The sequence below is a fragment of the Pseudactinotalea sp. HY160 genome (genome assembly GCF_009372055.1).
Lineage (GTDB): Bacteria > Actinomycetota > Actinomycetes > Actinomycetales > Beutenbergiaceae > HY158.
Map to the genome: position 1 here is coordinate 1 of NZ_WHMT01000006.1, position 16,375 is coordinate 16,375.

The following is a 16,375-nucleotide window of genomic DNA, read 5'->3' on the forward strand; positions in this document are numbered from 1 at the left end:
ACCACTGGGTTGATAGGCCGGATGTGTAAGCGAGGACTAACGACTCGTTCAGCTGACCGGTACTAATATGCCGATAACTTCACCACACTCGAACCTTGTAGGGTTCGGAAGAATCACAAGTTTAGCGTGCGTCCACTGTATGGTTCCCGAGATACGACCGGGAAACCGAAGCAATATCTCAATAGAGTTACGGCGGTCATAGCGAGGGGGAAACGCCCGGTCCCATTCCGAACCCGGAAGCTAAGCCCCTCTGCGCCGATGGTACTGCGTGGGAGACCACGTGGGAGAGTAGGACACCGCCGGACACAACTTCAAGAAGAGGCCACCCACACGGGTGGCCTCTTCTTCTTTCTCTGGCCACGGCGATCCCGTGCCAAGATGAGGTCTGTCCGATGCCGCTACGTACGAACGAGGAGAATCATGGCTGACGAGAACGATCGGCCCGAACGTCGCAGCGGCAACGAGGAGCACCGGCGCCGCCCCGACCGTAGCGGCTACCAAGGCCGCCGTGACGACCGTGGCGGCTACCAGGGCAAACGCGACGACCGTGGCGGGTACCAGGGCAAGCGCGATGACAGGGGCGGCTACCAGGGCAAGCGTGACGATCGCGGTGGTTACCATGCGCGTCGTCCCGAGGGCGACCGGGGCGGCTACCAGGGGCGTCGCGAGGATCACGGCGGTTTCCAGGGCAAGCGTGACGATCGGGGTGGTTCCCAGGGGCTTCGTCCCGAGGGTGACCGGGGCGGCTACCAGGGGCGTCGCGAGGATCGCGGTGGCTATCAGGGCAATCGTGATGACCGTGGCGGGTACCAGGGCAAGCGTGACGACCGGGGCGGATACCAGGGGCGTCGCGAGGATCGCGGCGGCTACCAGGGCAAGCGCGACGACCGTGGCGGCTACCAGGGCAAGCGCGACGACCGTGGCGGGTACCAGGGGCGTCGTCCCGAGGGCGACCGGGGCGGATACCAGGGGCGTCGCGAGGATCGCGGCGGCTATCAGGGCCGGCGCGACGATCGCGGTGGTTACCAGGGGCGTCGTCCTGAGGGTGACCGGGGCGGCTACCAGGGGCGTCGCGAGGATCGCGGTGGCTATCAGGGCAATCGTGACGACCGTGGCGGTTACCAGGGGCGTCGTCCCGAGGGCGACCGCGGCGGCTACCAGGGGCGTCGCGAGGATCGCGGTAGCTATCAGGGCAATCGTGACGACCGCGGTGGCTATCAGGGCAAGCGCGAAGACCGTGGCGGTTTCCAGGGCCGGCGTGACGATCGCGGTGGTTTCCAGGGCCGGCGTGACGATCGCGGTGGTTACCAGGGCCGTCGTCCTGAGGGTGATCGCAGCGGCTATCAGGGGAACCGTGATGACCGTGGTGGTTACCAAGGCCGGCGCGACGACCGTGGCGGATACCAGGGGCGTCGCGTGGATCGCGGCGGTATCCAGGGCAATCCTGACGGCCGTGGTGGTTACCAGGGCAAGCGTGACGACCGTGGTGGCTACCAGGGCCGGCGCGAGGACCGTGGTGGTTTCCAGGGCGGACGTGACGAGCGCGGTGGTTACCGGGGCGATCGTGACGGCCATGGCGGTTACCAGGGCAAGCGTGACGACCGTGGTGGCTACCAGGGCCGGCGCGAGGACCGTGGCGGTTACCAGGGCAAGCGCGAGGACCGTGGCGGTTACCAAGGCCGACGCGATGATCGCGGTGGTTACCAAGGTCGGCGCGAGGACCGTGGTGGTTACCAGGGCAACCGTGAGGACCGTGGTGGTTACCAGGGCAGGCGTCCTGAGGGTGACCGAGGCGGTTACCAGGGGCGTCGCGACGACCGTGGCGGCCACCAGGGCAGTCATTCCGAGAGCGACCGCGGCTATCAGGGCAGCCGCGAGGATCGCCCACGCGCCCCGTGGATCCCGGAGGAGATCACCTTCCAGCAGCTCGACCGGGAGGCCCGGTCGCGGCTCCGCTCGCTCTCGAAGGAGAACGCGGAACGGGTGGGCCGACACCTCGTCATGGCGGGGACGCTCCTCGAGAGCGATCCCGAGCTCGCCTACGAGCACGCCCAGGCCGCCGTGCAGCGCGCGGGCCGGATCGACGTCGTGCGGGAGGCCGGGGCCCTCACCGCCTATGCCACCGGGCGGTACGCGGAGGCACTCCGGGAACTGCGCACGGTTCGGCGCCTGTCCGGAATCGATGCGCACCGGGCGATCGAGGCCGACTGCGAACGCGGGCTCGGGCGGCCGGAACGCGCCCTCAACGTCATCGCGGAGGCACCCGCGAATCAGTCGGTGAATCAGCGTGCCGAACTGGCGATCGTCGAGGCCGGCGCGCGCCTCGACCTCGACCAGGCCGACGCCGCGCTCGTCGTGATCGAGGACGCCCCGCGCACGCCGGCGACCGAGACCCGCGTCCGGTCGATGCAGGCGGACGTGCTCAGGGCGCTCGGGCGCGAGGCCGAGGCGGATGCACTCGCGGCCACGCTTCCCGAGCCCGAGGCCCTCCTCGACTACGAGGACCTCGCCCCTGACGCCGACGACGAGGACACGTCGTCCGTGCAGGACGATGAGCCGACGGAGCCGACGGAGCCGACGGAGCCGACGGAGCCGACGGAGCCGACGGAGCCGGCTGGGTCCGGTGACGCCGGGGAGGCCGATCATCCCGCAGCGTCCGAAGAGGCCGATGATCCCGCAGGGCGCGACGAGGTCGACGAACCCGCAGCACACGAAGAGGCCGACGAACCCGCAGGGCGCGACGAGGTCGACGGCTCCGACGGGGCCGGCGCGGAGGACGAGGAGTCGAATGACTGAGATCCACCGCTCGAGCCTGACGGGGGAGAGCCCCCTCGATTCGTGTGAGCAGCCGCTCATCGCGTGCACGGATCTGGTGCTCCTCGATCTCGACGGGGTCGTGTACCGCGGCCCCCACGCCGTCGCCCACGCGGCGGAGTCGCTCGCCACGGCACGCGAGCGCGGGGTGAGCCTGCACTACGTGACGAACAACGCCGGGCGCCCGCCTCAGGACGTCGCCGACCACCTGCGCGACCTCGGCATCCCCACGCTCGAGAACGAGGTCACCACCGCGGCCCAGGCCGCCGCCGTGCTCATCGCGGCCGACTATCCGGCGGGCACTAAGGTGCTCGTCGTCGGCGGTCCGGGCCTGTTCCTCGCGCTCGAGGAGGCCGGCATGGTTCCCGTCACGAGCGCCGAGGACGACCCCGCCGTCGTGGTGCAGGGGCTCTCGCGCACCCTCGCGTGGCCCGAGCTGGCCGAGGCCGCGTACGCGATCGGCAACGGTGCGGAGTTCATCGCCTCCAACCTCGACTCCACGCTCCCGACCGAACGCGGCATGGCACCGGGGAACGGCTCTCTCGTGGCCGCGGTCGCGCACGCGACCGGCGTCCGGCCGCGGGCGACGGGCAAGCCCGAGCCCGAGATCTTCCACCAGGCCGCCGAGCGTGCGGGCGGTCGGCGGCCGGTCATGATCGGCGACCGGCTCGACACCGACATCGCCGGCGCCCGCGCCGCGGGGTACCCCTCGATGCACGTGCTCACCGGCGTCGACGGCCCCCGCGAGCTCCTGCGCGCCGGGGCACACGAGCGCCCGACGCTCCTCGCCCACGACCTGCGGGGGCTGCTCGAACCGCACCCGGCCGTCGCCCCGGAGGGGGACTCCTGGCGTTGCCGGGATGCCCGGGCACAGGTGAGGGACTCCCGACTCGAACTCACCGAGAACGGGCTCACCACGGTGATCTCGGGTGCGGACGCGGCCGCCGAGGCGACGATCTCGCTCGACGGCCTGCGGGCGCTCCTGGCCGCCGGCTGGACCGCCGACGGGCTCGACCTCGCCCGGCTCACCGACCTGCACGTCGCCCCCGAGCGGGCCTGACGGTCCGGACGGCGCCGGGTGCGCTGCCCCCGGCCAACCACAGCCGCCCACGGCCGCCCACAGCACCGGCGGCGGTGGGCCCTCACCGGCGGGTGGCGCTAACGTGGAGACCGTGACAGAACGACCGATGCCCGTGCCACGGGATCCCCGGGCCTCGCACGAGGCCGGCGACACCGATCTCGGGCCCGAGCTCGAGGCCGCGCTGGCCGCCGTCGAGGATCTCGGCCAGGCACCCCTGGCCGAGCACGTCTCGGCGTTCGACGCGGTGCACCGGTTGCTGCAGACCCGGCTGGCGGAGGCCGATCGCTGATGGCGCGGGTTCGCCTCGACGCCGAGCTCGTGCGCCGTCACCTCGCCCGCTCGCGCGCGCACGCCGCCGAGCTCATCGCCGCGGGCCGGGTCCGGCTCGACGGCGCCACGGCCACGAAGCCGGCCACGCAACTGCTGCCCTCGCAGGCGGTCCACGTCGTACCGGACGAAGAGGACCCGGGCTATGCGAGCCGCGGCGCCTATAAGCTCGCGGGCGCACTCGACGCGCTCGGGGACGGCGCCCCGCCCCTGACCGGACGGCGGGCCCTCGACGCCGGGGCCTCGACCGGAGGGTTCACCGACGTGCTGCTTCGCCGGGGCGTCGCCGGTGTCGTGGCCGTCGACGTCGGCTACGGCCAGTTGATCTGGCGGCTGCAGAACGATCCGCGCGTCACCGTGCTCGACCGCACGAACGTGCGCACCCTCGACCCGGCCGCGGTCGCCCCGGCGCCCGACCTCGTGGTCTCCGACCTGTCGTTCATCTCCCTGACCCTCGTGCTCGGCGCCCTCGTCGCCGCGGTCACCCCGGACGCCGACTTCCTCCTCATGGTCAAGCCCCAGTTCGAGGTGGGCAAGGGCCGCCTCGGTTCCGGGGGCGTCGTCCGTGATCCCGCGCTCCACGCCGAAGCGGTCCGCGACGTCCTCGCGCACGCGGCCACGCTCGGCCTGCATACTCGTGCTGTGATCGCCTCACCGCTACCCGGCCCGAGCGGCAACGTCGAGTACTTCGTGCACCTGCGCGCCGCCGGCCCCGACGTGCCCGACCCCACCTCCCCGGCGGCCGCCGCCGACCGGGACGACCTCATCGCGACCGCGATCGCCGCCGGCCCCGCGGGCGCAGCAACAGGGAGGAGCTCATGAGCCGCCGCGTCCTGGTCTTCACCCACCCCACCCGGCCGCAGGCGAGCGTGCTCGCCCGCACGGTCGCCCAGGACCTGGCCACCGTGGGCATGGAGCCCGTGCCGGCCGAGGAGATCGACGACGGCGACTACGAACTCGCCATCGTCCTCGGTGGTGACGGCAGTATCCTGCGGGCCGCCGAGGTGACCCGCGGTCGCGGCATCCCGATCATCGGGGTCAATCTCGGCCACGTCGGCTTCCTCGCCGAGAGCGAGGTGGACCATGCGAGCGAGGTCGTCCGCCGGGCCGCCGAACGCGACTACCACGTGGACGAGCGCATGACCCTCGAGGTCACCGTGCAGCGCCCGGGCGAACGGGTCCCCGAGCGCGGCTGGGCGATCAACGAGGCCACCGTGGAGAAGACCGAACGGGACCGCATGATCGAGGTCGCCATCGGAATCGACGGCCGGGGCGTCTCCACGTTCGGATGCGACGCGGTCGTGCTGGCGACCCCGACCGGGTCCACCGCCTACGCCTTCTCCGGAGGCGGCCCGATCGTCTGGCCGAACGTCGAGGCCCTCCTGCTCGTGCCGATCAGCGCCCACGCCCTGTTCACCCGCCCGATCGTGGTCGGACCCGCCTCCGTCATGGCCGTGGAGATCCTCGGCCGCAGCTACACGGACGGCGTGGTCTGGTGCGACGGCCGCCGGGCGATCGCCGCGCCGGCCGGCTCCCACGTCGAGGTCGTCCGCGGCACGGAGCCCGTGCGCCTCGCCCGGTTCGGAACGGGCCCGTTCACCGACCGGCTCGTGAAGAAGTTCGACCTGCCGGTGACCGGCTGGCGAGGGAGCCGGGAGGAGGGGGAGTGATCGAGGACCTCCGGCTTCGCGACCTCGGGGTCATCGTCGAGGCACAGATCGACCTGGCGCCGGGCCTGACCGTGATCACGGGCGAGACCGGGGCGGGCAAGACGATGCTGCTCACCGGCCTGGGCCTCCTCCTCGGCGGCCGGGCCGACCCCGGCACCGTGCGCACCGGCGCCGAGCGCGCGAGCGTCGAGGGGCGCCTCGTGCCGGGGCCGGGTCACCCCGCGCTCACCATCGCCGAGGACGCCGGGGCGGAACTGGACGACGGCGCGCTGCTCGTCCTGCGCACCGTCGCCGCCGCGGGGCGCTCCCGGGCACACCTGGGCGGACGATCCGTGCCGCAGGCGATCCTCGCCGAGGTCGCCTCGCAACTCGTGACCGTGCACGGGCAGTCCGACCAGCTCCGGCTGCGCGCCGGCGCCCAGCAGCGCGCCGCCCTCGACGCCTATGCCGGCCCCGAGCACGCCCGCCTGCTCGCCGAGTTCGAACGGGCCCACGCGCTCCGGGCCGAGCTCGCCGACCGGCTCGACCGCTGGGACGCCGAGTCCGAGGAGCGCCGGGTGGAGGTCGACCGGCTCGAGGCGGCCCTGGCCCGGATCGACGAGGCCGCCCCCGAACCGGGGGAGCAGCGGCTCCTGCGGGAGGAGTCGGAACGCCTCGGCAACGTCGAGGACCTGCGCCGGGCCACCGCCATCGCCCACGCCGCCCTGACCGGCGGGGAGGAGGAGGCCGGCGCCAACGCCCTGATCGAGGCCGCCCGCGCCGCGATCGCCGAGGCCCACTCCCATGACAGCTCACTGGCCGAATGGGATCGCCGGATCGCCGACATCGCTTATCAGCTCGGCGACCTGGCCGTGGAGCTCTCCGCCTACGCGGAGGGACTCGAGGCCGACCCGGCCCGGCTCGACTACGTTCACCAGCGGCGCGCGCAGCTCGCCGACCTCGCCCGCGACCTCCTCGGACGGTCCCCGCTCGTGCGCACGCCGGACGCCGGCACCCCCGGCGAGGAGGACCCCGAGCAGGAGGAGGACGCCGACGCCGCCCTCCTGAGTTTCGCGGAGCGGGCCCGGACCCGCCACGGCGACCTCACCGCCCCGGGGGCCGGGCGGGAGAAGCTCCTCGCCGACCTGGCCGAGGCCGCAGAACAGGAGAACCGGCTGGCCGCGGCGGTGACGGCCGCCCGGAACGCCGCCGCGCTCCAGCTCGAAGAGGCGGTCGCCGCCGAACTCGCCGAGTTGGCGATGCCCGGCGCCCGGCTGCACGTGCGCCTCACCCCCCGCGCCCATCTCGCCGCGCACGGCGCGGAGGACGTCGAATTCGACCTGACCGCCCACCGCGGCGGGCCGCGCCGGCCCCTGGCCAAGGGAGCCTCCGGCGGCGAGCTCTCCCGGGTCATGCTCGCCCTCGAGGTCGCGCTCGCGAGCGACCGGGACGAGGAACTGCCCACGTTCGTCTTCGACGAGGTCGACGCCGGCGTCGGCGGCCGCGCGGCGGTGGCCGTCGGCGCCCGGCTGGCCGAACTCGCCCGGCACACGCAGGTGATCGTGGTCACCCACCTCGCCCAGGTCGCCGCCTTCGCCGACTCCCACGTCGTCGTGCGCAAACACACCCGGGACGGCGCGGACGCCGTGACCAACAGCGACATCCTCCTCGTCGCGGGCGAGGATCGCACGGCCGAACTGGCCCGGATGCTCTCCGGGGACCCCGGCTCGGCGACGGCGCTGGCCCACGCGGCCGAGTTGCTCGAGCGGCCCGTGCGCGCCGGGGCGGCGGCTCCCCGCGACGGGGGTCGCTCCGGGGCGTAGCCCCGTGGATGTGGCACGATGATCCCGATGAGAATGCCCTTCCGTCGCCTCGCGACGACCGCTGAACCCGCCTTCGTCACGCGGGTCGATCCCTCGACCAAGACGCTGACCAAGCGGTTGCGTGCCGGCGAGGTCGCGATCATCGATCACGTCGACCTCGACCGAGTCAGCGCCGAGGCGCTCGTGACCAAGCGGCCCGCCGCCGTGCTCAACGCCGCCAAGTCCACCTCCGGGCGGTACCCGAACCTCGGGCCCGGGATCCTCGTCGACGCGGGCGTCCCGCTGATCGACGACCTGGGTCCCGACATCATGACCGTGACCGAGGGCGCCCGAGTCGCCTTCGACGGCGCGACCGTGACCGACGCCGCGGGCGGCGTCATAGCCGAGGGCGTTCGCCAGAGCGCCGAGAGCGTGGCCGAGAACATGGACGAGGCCCGCGCGGGCCTGTCCGTGCAGCTCGAGGCGTTCGCCGCGAACACGATGGAGTACATGAAGCGGGAGCGCGATCTCCTGCTCGACGGCGTGGGCGTGCCGGACGTGCGCACGAAGATCGCCGGGCGGCACGTGCTCATCGTGGTGCGCGGGTACCACTACAAGGAGGACCTGGCGATGCTGCGGTCCTATATCCGCGAGTACCGGCCCGTGCTCGTCGGAGTGGACGGCGGCGCCGACGCGATCCTCGAGGCCGGGCTGCACCTCGACATGATCGTCGGCGACATGGACTCCGTCTCCGACCGGGCGCTCCGGTGCGGCGCGGAGATCATCGTGCACGCCTACCGCGACGGCCGCGCCCCGGGCCGGGAGCGGGTCGAGCGGCTCGGGGTCGAGCACACGGTCTTCCCCGCCACCGGCACGAGCGAGGACGTGGCGATGCTCCTCGCCGACGACAAGGACGCCGAGCTCATCGTGGCCGTCGGCACTCACGAGACCCTCGTGGAGTTCCTCGACAAGGGCCGCGCCGGCATGGCCTCCACCTTCCTCACCCGCCTGCGGGTGGGCGGCAAGCTCATCGACGCCAAGGGCGTGTCCACCCTGTACCGGCACCGCATCTCCAACTGGTCGATGACCTTCCTCGTCCTGGCGGGCCTCGCCGCACTCCTCGCGGCGATGGCCGCCACCCCCGCCGGGCAGGCGTTCATGCGGATCGTGCTCGCGCGCCTGGACGACGTCACGGACTGGTTCTCGAACCTGTTCTCCGGCCTGTTCTAACGGTAAGGACCCTTCGTGATCGATTTTCGGTATCACATCGTCTCGCTCATCTCCGTCTTCCTCGCGCTCGCCGTGGGGATCGTGCTCGGAGCGGGCCCCCTGCGCGACTACATCGCCGACTCGCTCACCGGCCAGGTGGATCAGCTGCGCCAGGAGAAGGACGACCTGCGTGCGAGCCTCGACGACGCCCAGGCACGCAACGAGGACAGCCAGGCCTTCATCGCCGCGGCCACCGAGCCGCTGCTCGCCGGGATCCTGCCCGAGTACTCCGTGGCCCTGCTCACGCTGCCCGGAGCGAACGAGGACACGGTCGAGGCCGTGAGCGAGGCGCTGAGCCAGGCCGGTGCCACGATCGACGGCCGCCTCGGCGTGACCGGCACGTTCACCTCCCCGGGCGAGCGCTCCTTCCGTTCCGGGATCGCGGGCAACATCACCGCGTACATGAGCCCGGAGCCCGCCGCGGACGCGAGCGTGGAATCCGTGCTCGGCTCCGCGATCGGCCAGGCGCTCACCGGCTACGACCCCTACGACCCGGCCGAGTTCTCGCCGGAGGCCACCTCGATGTACGAGCTGCTGCTCAGCAGCGAACTGGTGGCCGAGGAGACCGCCCCGTCGGCACCGGTCGACGCGATCGTGCTCGTCGCTCCGGCCGAACCCGGCGGCGAGGAGGTGCTCACGGCCTCCCTCGCGCTCACCCGCTCGCTGGCGCAGGTGCCCGGCGGCTTCACCCTGCTCGGACCCGACACCGCCGACGGCGACCTCGTGCGCGTCGTCCGCGGCGACAACGAGGCGGCCGACTCGGTCACCACCGTCGACTCCCCGGGGCAGCAGACGGCCCTGATCATCACCCCCCGCGCGCTCGCCGTCGACCTGTCCGGAACCGTGGCCTCCTACGGCTTCGCCGACGGCGTGGACGCCGTGCTCCCCGCCGACCCGGGGCTGGAGCCGCCGGTGCTGCCCGAGGCCGAGGATCGGCCCGAGGCGACCGACACGTCCGACACGGCCGATCCAGCCGACACAGCGGATCCAGCCACGGCCGACGCCGACGCGGACGCGGCCTGATGCGTCCCGTGCCGGCCCGGCTCCTCGCCGCGGCCGCCGGCGCCGGCGCGACCCTCGCGGCGGGGGCGGTCCTGCGGGCCCGGCCGCCGCGGGGCGCCGACACCTGGCGGCGCACGAACTTCCGCGGCCGGTCGGTCAGCCTGCTCGGGGGCGTGGCCGCCGGGGCCGGCGCCGTGGCCGTTGCGGCCGGCGTGCCGAGGTCGACCCCGAGCCCGGCCCACTCCGGCCCGAGCGCCGCCCGGATCCGCACCGGGGCGCTGCTGGCCACGGTCACCGCCGCCGCGATCGGCGCGGCCGACGACCTCGCCCCGGACGCGGGCGCCTCGAAGGGGCTGCGCGGCCACCTCGGCGCGCTGGCCCGGGGCGAGGTGACCACCGGCGCCGTCAAGCTGCTCGGGATCTCCGGCGCGGCGCTGCTCGCGGCCGCGATCACGGCGGGGGGCGGGCGCCCGCCCGGCCCCACGCCGCCGCTGCCGGCCCGGCTCGCCGACGTGCTCGTCTCCGGCGGCCTCATCGCCGGCAGCGCCAACCTGGTCAACCTGTTCGACCTGCGCCCCGGCCGGGGCCTCAAGGCGGTCGCCGTGCTCGCCGCGCCGCTCGCGTGCGCCGGTGGGCGGTGGCGGATCGGCGCGCCGCTGGCGGCCGGCGCGCTCGGTGTGGTCGCGGCCGCGGCGCCGGGGGACCTCGCCGAGGAGACGATGCTCGGCGACGTGGGTGCCAACGCGCTCGGCGCCCTCGTCGGCACGGCCCTCGCGCTCCAGCCGAGCACGCGGCTGCGGGTCGCGGCCCTCGCCGGCATCGCCGCGCTCACCGTCGCGAGCGAGAAGGTGAGCTTCTCCGCCGTCATCGCGGCCACGCCCGCGCTGCGCCGGATCGACGACTGGGGCCGGGAACCGGCCGACCCGGGCCCGGAGGATCCCCCGGTGAGCGGGGAGTGAGCAGGGCGCGGCTCCTCGGGGGGGTCGCGGGCGCGGCCACGCTCATCGCGGCCCTGACGATCGTCTCCCGGATACTCGGATTCGGCCGCTGGTTCACCCAGGCCGGCGTGCTCGGGGCGAGCGCCGTCGGGAACGCCTACGCCTCGGCGAACACGATCCCCAACGTCCTCTACGAGGTGGTCGCCGGGGGAGCGCTCGCCGGGGCCGTCATCCCGCTGCTCGCCGGGCCGCTCGCCAAGCGGCTCACCGGTGACGTCCAGGCGATCGCCTCGGCCCTGCTCACGTGGGCCCTCGCCGGACTCGTGCCCGTGGGGATCGCGCTCGCCGTGTTCGCGCGGCCGATCGCCGAACTCATGCCGATGTCGAAGGGGTCGGATCCGGCCGCCGACCTCGCCCAGGTCGAGCTGGCCACGACCTTCCTCATCGTGTTCTCCCCACAGGTCGTGCTCTACGGCATCGGGGTCGTGCTCACCGGGCTGCTGCAGGCGCACAAGCGCTTCCTGGCCCCCGTGCTCGCCCCGATCGCCTCGACCGCGGTCGTGGTCACGAGCTACCTCGTGTTCGGCGCGCTGGCGGACGGCCTCCAGGACGAGCCGGGCCGGCTCTCCGACGCCTCCCTCGCCTGGCTCGCCTGGGGCACGACCGCCGGGGTCGCGGCGATGAGCCTGCCGCTGCTCGTGCCCGTGTTCCGGCTCGGGATCCGGTTCCGCCCCACCCTCCGGTTCCCGCCCGGGGTGGCGCGCCGCGCCCGCTCCCTGGCCTTCGCCGGGATCGGCTCCCTCATCGCGCAGCAGGCGAGCGTGCTCGCCGTGGTCTGGCTCGCCCGCGGATACGGGCTCGTGGGCACGATCAACGTGTTCCAGTACTCCCAGGCCGTCTACTTCCTGCCCTACGCGGTGCTCGCGGTGCCGTTCGCGACCGCCGTGTTCCCCCGTATCGCCGAGCTCGCCGAACTGTCCGGCCGCACCGACCGCACCGCCCGCTCCACCGCCATCGATGGGGGCGGCTCCGGCCCGGACGAGGGCGACCACGACCGGGACTTCGCCGCCGCCATCGCCTCCTCCACCCGGACCGTCGTCGTGGCGGCCCTCATCGGGGTCGCCGCCCTCATCGCCGTGGCGCCGGCCGTGCAGTCGGTCTTCGAACTCATGGATCCGATGCCCGGGATGAGTGCGGGGCTTGCCTGGATGGCGCCGGGCCTCGTGGGCTACAGCCTCATCTTCCATATCTCCCGCGTGCTCTACTCGGCCGACCGGAACCGCCTGGCGGTCGGAGCCACCGCGCTCGGCTGGGCCGCCGTCGTGGCCGGCTGCATCGTGTTCGTGCGCCTGATCGCCGGCGATCGCGGGGATCAGGAGGGCACGCTCATCGCCCTGGGCCTCGGCCACAGCGTGGGCATGTCCGTCGCGGCCGCCGCGCTGCTGTGGGCGCTCACGCGGATCGGGGACGGCGTCCGGCTCGCAGGCATCCTGCGCACCCTGGTCACGGGGCTGGCCGCCGCCGCGGCGGCGGCCGTGGCCGGCCGCTGGATCGTCGACGCCCTGCTCGCGGCCCTCGGCACGAGCGTCGCCCCGGCGCTGCTGAGCGGGCTGCTCGGGGGTACGGTGTGCATCATCGTCGTCGTGGGGGTCGTCTTTCTCACCGACCGAGAACTCCTCAACGTGATCCGGAGGCCCCGTGGCTCAGCCCGCCCGCAGCAGTGACCGGCCCGTGCGCATCCTCCAGGTCACCGGCTCCAGCGCCGGCGGAGTGCGCAGGCACGTGCACCAGCTGAGCGCCGTCCTCGCCGGCCCGGGCGGCCACCGAGTGCTGCTCGCGGGCCCCGCCGACGTGATCGAGGGCTCCCCGGTGCCCGCGACGCGGGTCGAGATCACCGACCGGCCCCGGGCCGGCGACCTCGCGGTGGTCCGCCGGCTGCGCGCCCTCGCGCGCGCGCAGCCCGTGGGTGCCGACCTCGTGCACGCCCACGGGCTGCGCGCGGGCGCACTGGCCGCGCTCGCACTCACCGGGCTGCGGACCCGCCTCGTGGTCACGCTTCACAACAAGCCCGTCGGCGGCCGCGCCATCCAGGCGGTCTCGGCGATCCTCGCCCGGATCATCGCCCGCCGGGCCGGGGCCGTGCTCGGCGTGAGCGGCGACCTGGTCGACTGGGCCCGGGGCTGGGGCGTGCCGATCGTCGAGCGGGCCCTCGTGCCCGCGCCGCCGCCGACCCGCCCGGGCACCTCGATCCCGGCCGCCGACCTCGGCGTGCCCCCCGGCGAGCCCATCCTGCTCACCGTGGCCCGCCTGGCCCCGCAGAAGGGCATGGGTCTGCTGCTCGAGGCCGCGACCGCCGTCGCCGCCGCATACCCGCACGCGCGCTGGCTCGTGGCCGGCGACGGCCCCCTGCGCGAGGAGCTGACGCGGGCCGCCGCCGGGGGGCCGGTCACGTTCCTCGGCGCCCGCTCCGACATCGCCGATCTGCTCGCCACCGCGACCGTCGTGGTGAGCACGAGCGAGTGGGAGGGACAGCCGCTCAACCTGCAGGAGGCACTCCGGGCAGGCGCGGCGATCGTCACGACCGACGTCGGCGGCAGCGGCGAGGTCACCGGGGAGGCCGCGCTGCGCGTGCGGTGCGATGCGGGAGAGGTGGCGGGCGCCGTCCTCGAGCTGTTGAACGACCCGGCCCGGCTGGAACGCCTGCGCGCCGCGGCGACCGAACGCGCGAATGAGTTGCCCACCACATCGGAAATGCTCGATCAGGCTGACCAGATCTACCTGCGGCTGCTAGGGTAAAAATCCGTGGTCACCTCCTCCTCCCGGATCTCGGGTCAACATGTTCCGCGGCACATCTTCGTCACCGGCGGGGTCGCATCCTCGCTCGGCAAGGGCCTGACGGCCTCCTCCCTCGGGCATCTGCTCCGGGCGCGCGGCATGCGCGTGACGATGCAGAAGCTCGACCCCTATCTCAACGTCGACCCGGGCACGATGAACCCGTTCCAGCACGGGGAGGTCTTCGTCACCGAGGACGGCGCCGAGACCGACCTGGACATCGGGCACTACGAACGGTTCCTCGACGTCGACCTGTCCGCCGACGCGAACGTGACCACCGGGGTGGTCTACTCCTCGGTCATCGCCAAGGAGCGACGCGGCGAGTACCTCGGGGACACCGTGCAGGTGATCCCGCACATCACCGACGAGATCAAGGAACGCATGCGCGCCCAGGCGCACGTCGCGGATCCGCCGGACGTGATCATCACCGAGATCGGCGGCACGGTCGGCGACATCGAATCGCAGCCGTTCCTCGAGGCCGCCCGGCAGGTGCGCCAGGACGTGGGCCGCGACAACGTGTTCTTCGTGCACGTGTCGCTCGTGCCCTACCTCAAGCCCTCCGGCGAGCTCAAGACGAAGCCCACGCAGCACTCGGTGGCCATGCTGCGCAGCATCGGCATCCAGCCCGACGCGATCGTGGTCCGCTCGGACCGCGAGCTGCCCGAGGGGGTGCGGCGCAAGATCGGCAACATGTGCGACGTCGACTACGAGGCCGTGATCAGTTGCGTCGACGCTCCCTCGATCTACGACATCCCCAAGGTCATCCACTCCGAGGGGCTCGACGCGTACGTGATCCGGCGCCTCGACCTGCCCTTCCGCGACGTGACCTGGGACGAGTGGCACATCCTGCTCGAGCGCGTGCACTCGCCCGCGGACGAGGTGACGGTCGCGCTCGTGGGCAAGTACGTCGAGCTCCCCGACGCCTACCTGTCGGTGACCGAGGCGCTGCGGGCCGGCGGGTTCGCCAACGACTGCCGGGTGACGATCCGCTGGGTGGCGGCCGACGACTGCGCGAGCGCGGCCGGGGCCCGGGCGGAGCTGAGCGGCGCGGACGCGGTGCTCGTGCCCGGCGGGTTCGGGATCCGCGGCATCGACGGCAAGCTCGGCGCCCTGCGGTGGGCCCGTGAGAACCAGGTGCCCACGCTCGGGATCTGCCTCGGGATGCAGGCGATGGTGGTCGAATACGCCCGGACCGTGCTCGGACTGACCGACGCCTCCTCCACCGAGTTCGACGTCGCCACCCCCGATCCCGTGATCGCGACGATGGCCGAACAGGCCGCCTTCGTCGACGGCGCGGGCGACCTCGGCGGCACGATGCGCCTGGGCGCCTACGACGCCGTGCTCACGGCCGGATCCGTCGCCGCCGAGACCTACGGAGCCCTGAGTGTGAGCGAGCGGCACCGGCACCGCTACGAGGTGAACAACTCCTACCGGGACCGGCTCGAGGCCGCCGGTCTGCGGATCTCGGGGACCTCCCCGGACGGCACCCTCGTGGAGTTCGTGGAGCTGCCGCGCGAGGTGCACCCGTTCTACGTCGCCACCCAGGCACACCCGGAGTTCAAGTCGCGCCCGACCCGCGCGCATCCCCTGTTCACCGGGCTCGTCGGGGCCGCGCTCGCGGCCCAGCGCGCGACCCGGCTGCTCGAGGTGCGCTGAGTGGCCTCCGACCTGGCCGATGCCGCCACCGAGCTGCCGATCACGGCCTCGGAGCGGGTGTTCACGGGCCGGATCTGGAACGTCGCCCGCGAGAGCGTCGACCTGGGCGAGGCCGGCGAGGTGACCCGGGAGTTCGTGCAGCACACCGGCGCCGTGGCGATCCTCGCGCTCGACGAGGCCGATCGGGTCGTGCTGGTCAACCAGTACCGCCACCCGGTGCGCCGGATGCTGTGGGAACTGCCCGCCGGCCTGCTCGACGTGCCGGGGGAGGCGCTCGTCGAGGCCGCGCGGCGCGAACTGGCCGAGGAGGCCGACCTCGTGGCCGCCGACTGGCACACGCTCGGGGACTTCTATACGACGCCCGGTGGCTCGGACGAGTTCATCCGGATCTTCCTCGCCCGCGGCCTCAGCGCCGTGCCCGAGGCGGAGCGGCACGAACGCGAGGACGAGGAGCTGGGCATGCAGGTCCGGCGGGCACCGCTGGACGAGGTCGTGGCCGGCGTGCTCGCCGGACGCATCCACAACCCGTCGACAGGGTTCGGGGTGCTCGCCGCGGCCGCCGCCCGGGACCGGGACTGGTCGACCCTGCGGGCCGCCGACGCGCCGTTCTGAACGGTTCGGCGCCCCCGGCCACACGCCGGTTCGTGAGTGGGCCGGCCGGTCGGCGCGCGGGCCGGCCGATGCGATGGCCGGCGCGCCGGTCGTGGGGAAACTCTTGCGTGCACGGCAACGGGAAAGTGCCCCACTTCGGGTGCTCCGCTGTGAGCGGGGAACTTCCCTGGTCGGTGGCAACGGGAGAGTGCCCCGCTTCGGGTGCTGCGCTGTGAGCGGGGAACTTCCCTGTTCGGTGGGAACGGGAACGTGCCCCACTTCGGGTGCTGCGCTGTGTGCGGGGAACTTCCCTGGTCGGTGGGAACGGGAGAGTGCCCCACTTCGGGCGCTGCGCCGTGAGCGGGGAACTTCCTCGGTCGGTGGCAACGGGAAAGTGCCCCGCTTCGGGTGCTG

Annotated in this window: 13 protein-coding genes and 1 rRNA gene; all 14 read left to right on the plus strand. The window is 73.4% G+C overall.

Annotated features, from left to right (window positions below; translation table 11 throughout):
* The first annotated feature begins 188 nt into the window (after positions 1 to 188).
* The 14 genes from rrf to GCG21_RS07375 all read left to right on the plus strand — a co-directional run bounded on the left by rrf (position 189) and on the right by GCG21_RS07375 (position 15,982).
* Positions 189 to 305, plus strand: a 5S ribosomal RNA gene (gene rrf / locus GCG21_RS07310).
* 115 nt (positions 306 to 420) lie between these two features.
* Complete coding sequence (locus tag GCG21_RS07315) at positions 421 to 2,796, plus strand: hypothetical protein (protein ID WP_194164986.1); 2,376 nt, start codon at positions 421 to 423, stop codon at positions 2,794 to 2,796.
* A complete protein-coding gene (locus tag GCG21_RS07320) occupies positions 2,789 to 3,874 on the plus strand; it encodes an HAD-IIA family hydrolase (protein WP_152818695.1) in 1,086 nt (361 codons plus the stop codon). Before GCG21_RS07315 ends, GCG21_RS07320 begins: the two co-directional genes overlap by 8 nt.
* 112 nt (positions 3,875 to 3,986) lie before the next feature.
* Entirely contained in the window at positions 3,987 to 4,184 is a 198-nt protein-coding gene (locus GCG21_RS07325; protein ID WP_152818697.1) for a hypothetical protein, read from the plus strand.
* On the plus strand, positions 4,184 to 5,044 hold the full coding sequence (locus tag GCG21_RS07330) for a TlyA family RNA methyltransferase (protein WP_152818699.1): 861 nt from the start codon (positions 4,184 to 4,186) through the stop codon (positions 5,042 to 5,044). The genes GCG21_RS07325 and GCG21_RS07330 overlap by 1 nt, the downstream gene beginning before the upstream one ends.
* Positions 5,041 to 5,892 carry an NAD kinase gene (locus GCG21_RS07335; RefSeq protein WP_152818701.1) on the plus strand — a complete coding sequence of 284 codons (852 nt, stop codon included), beginning with the start codon at positions 5,041 to 5,043 and terminating at the stop codon, positions 5,890 to 5,892. Before GCG21_RS07330 ends, GCG21_RS07335 begins: the two co-directional genes overlap by 4 nt.
* Complete coding sequence (locus tag GCG21_RS07340; protein WP_370517375.1) at positions 5,889 to 7,694, plus strand: DNA repair protein RecN; 1,806 nt, start codon at positions 5,889 to 5,891, stop codon at positions 7,692 to 7,694. The genes GCG21_RS07335 and GCG21_RS07340 overlap by 4 nt, the downstream gene beginning before the upstream one ends.
* A 27-nt stretch (positions 7,695 to 7,721) precedes the next feature.
* Entirely contained in the window at positions 7,722 to 8,903 is a 1,182-nt protein-coding gene (steA, locus tag GCG21_RS07345) for a putative cytokinetic ring protein SteA (protein ID WP_152818703.1), read from the plus strand.
* Between the two features lie 15 nt (positions 8,904 to 8,918).
* Entirely contained in the window at positions 8,919 to 9,965 is a 1,047-nt protein-coding gene (locus GCG21_RS07350; RefSeq protein WP_152818705.1) for a copper transporter, read from the plus strand.
* Positions 9,965 to 10,903 (plus strand): hypothetical protein, encoded by a 939-nt coding sequence (locus GCG21_RS07355; RefSeq protein ID WP_152818707.1) that lies wholly within the window; start codon positions 9,965 to 9,967, stop codon positions 10,901 to 10,903. The genes GCG21_RS07350 and GCG21_RS07355 overlap by 1 nt, the downstream gene beginning before the upstream one ends.
* The gene (gene murJ, locus GCG21_RS07360; RefSeq protein ID WP_370517376.1) at positions 10,900 to 12,606 is read left to right on the plus strand and encodes a murein biosynthesis integral membrane protein MurJ; all 1,707 of its coding nucleotides are present in this window, start codon (positions 10,900 to 10,902) and stop codon (positions 12,604 to 12,606) included. The genes GCG21_RS07355 and murJ overlap by 4 nt, the downstream gene beginning before the upstream one ends.
* A complete protein-coding gene (locus GCG21_RS07365) occupies positions 12,581 to 13,678 on the plus strand; it encodes a glycosyltransferase family 4 protein (RefSeq protein WP_370517377.1) in 1,098 nt (365 codons plus the stop codon). The genes murJ and GCG21_RS07365 overlap by 26 nt, the downstream gene beginning before the upstream one ends.
* A gap of 6 nt (positions 13,679 to 13,684) precedes the next feature.
* A complete protein-coding gene (locus GCG21_RS07370) occupies positions 13,685 to 15,370 on the plus strand; it encodes a CTP synthase (protein ID WP_370517378.1) in 1,686 nt (561 codons plus the stop codon).
* Entirely contained in the window at positions 15,371 to 15,982 is a 612-nt protein-coding gene (locus GCG21_RS07375) for an NUDIX domain-containing protein (RefSeq protein ID WP_370517379.1), read from the plus strand.
* Positions 15,983 to 16,375 lie beyond the last annotated feature (393 nt).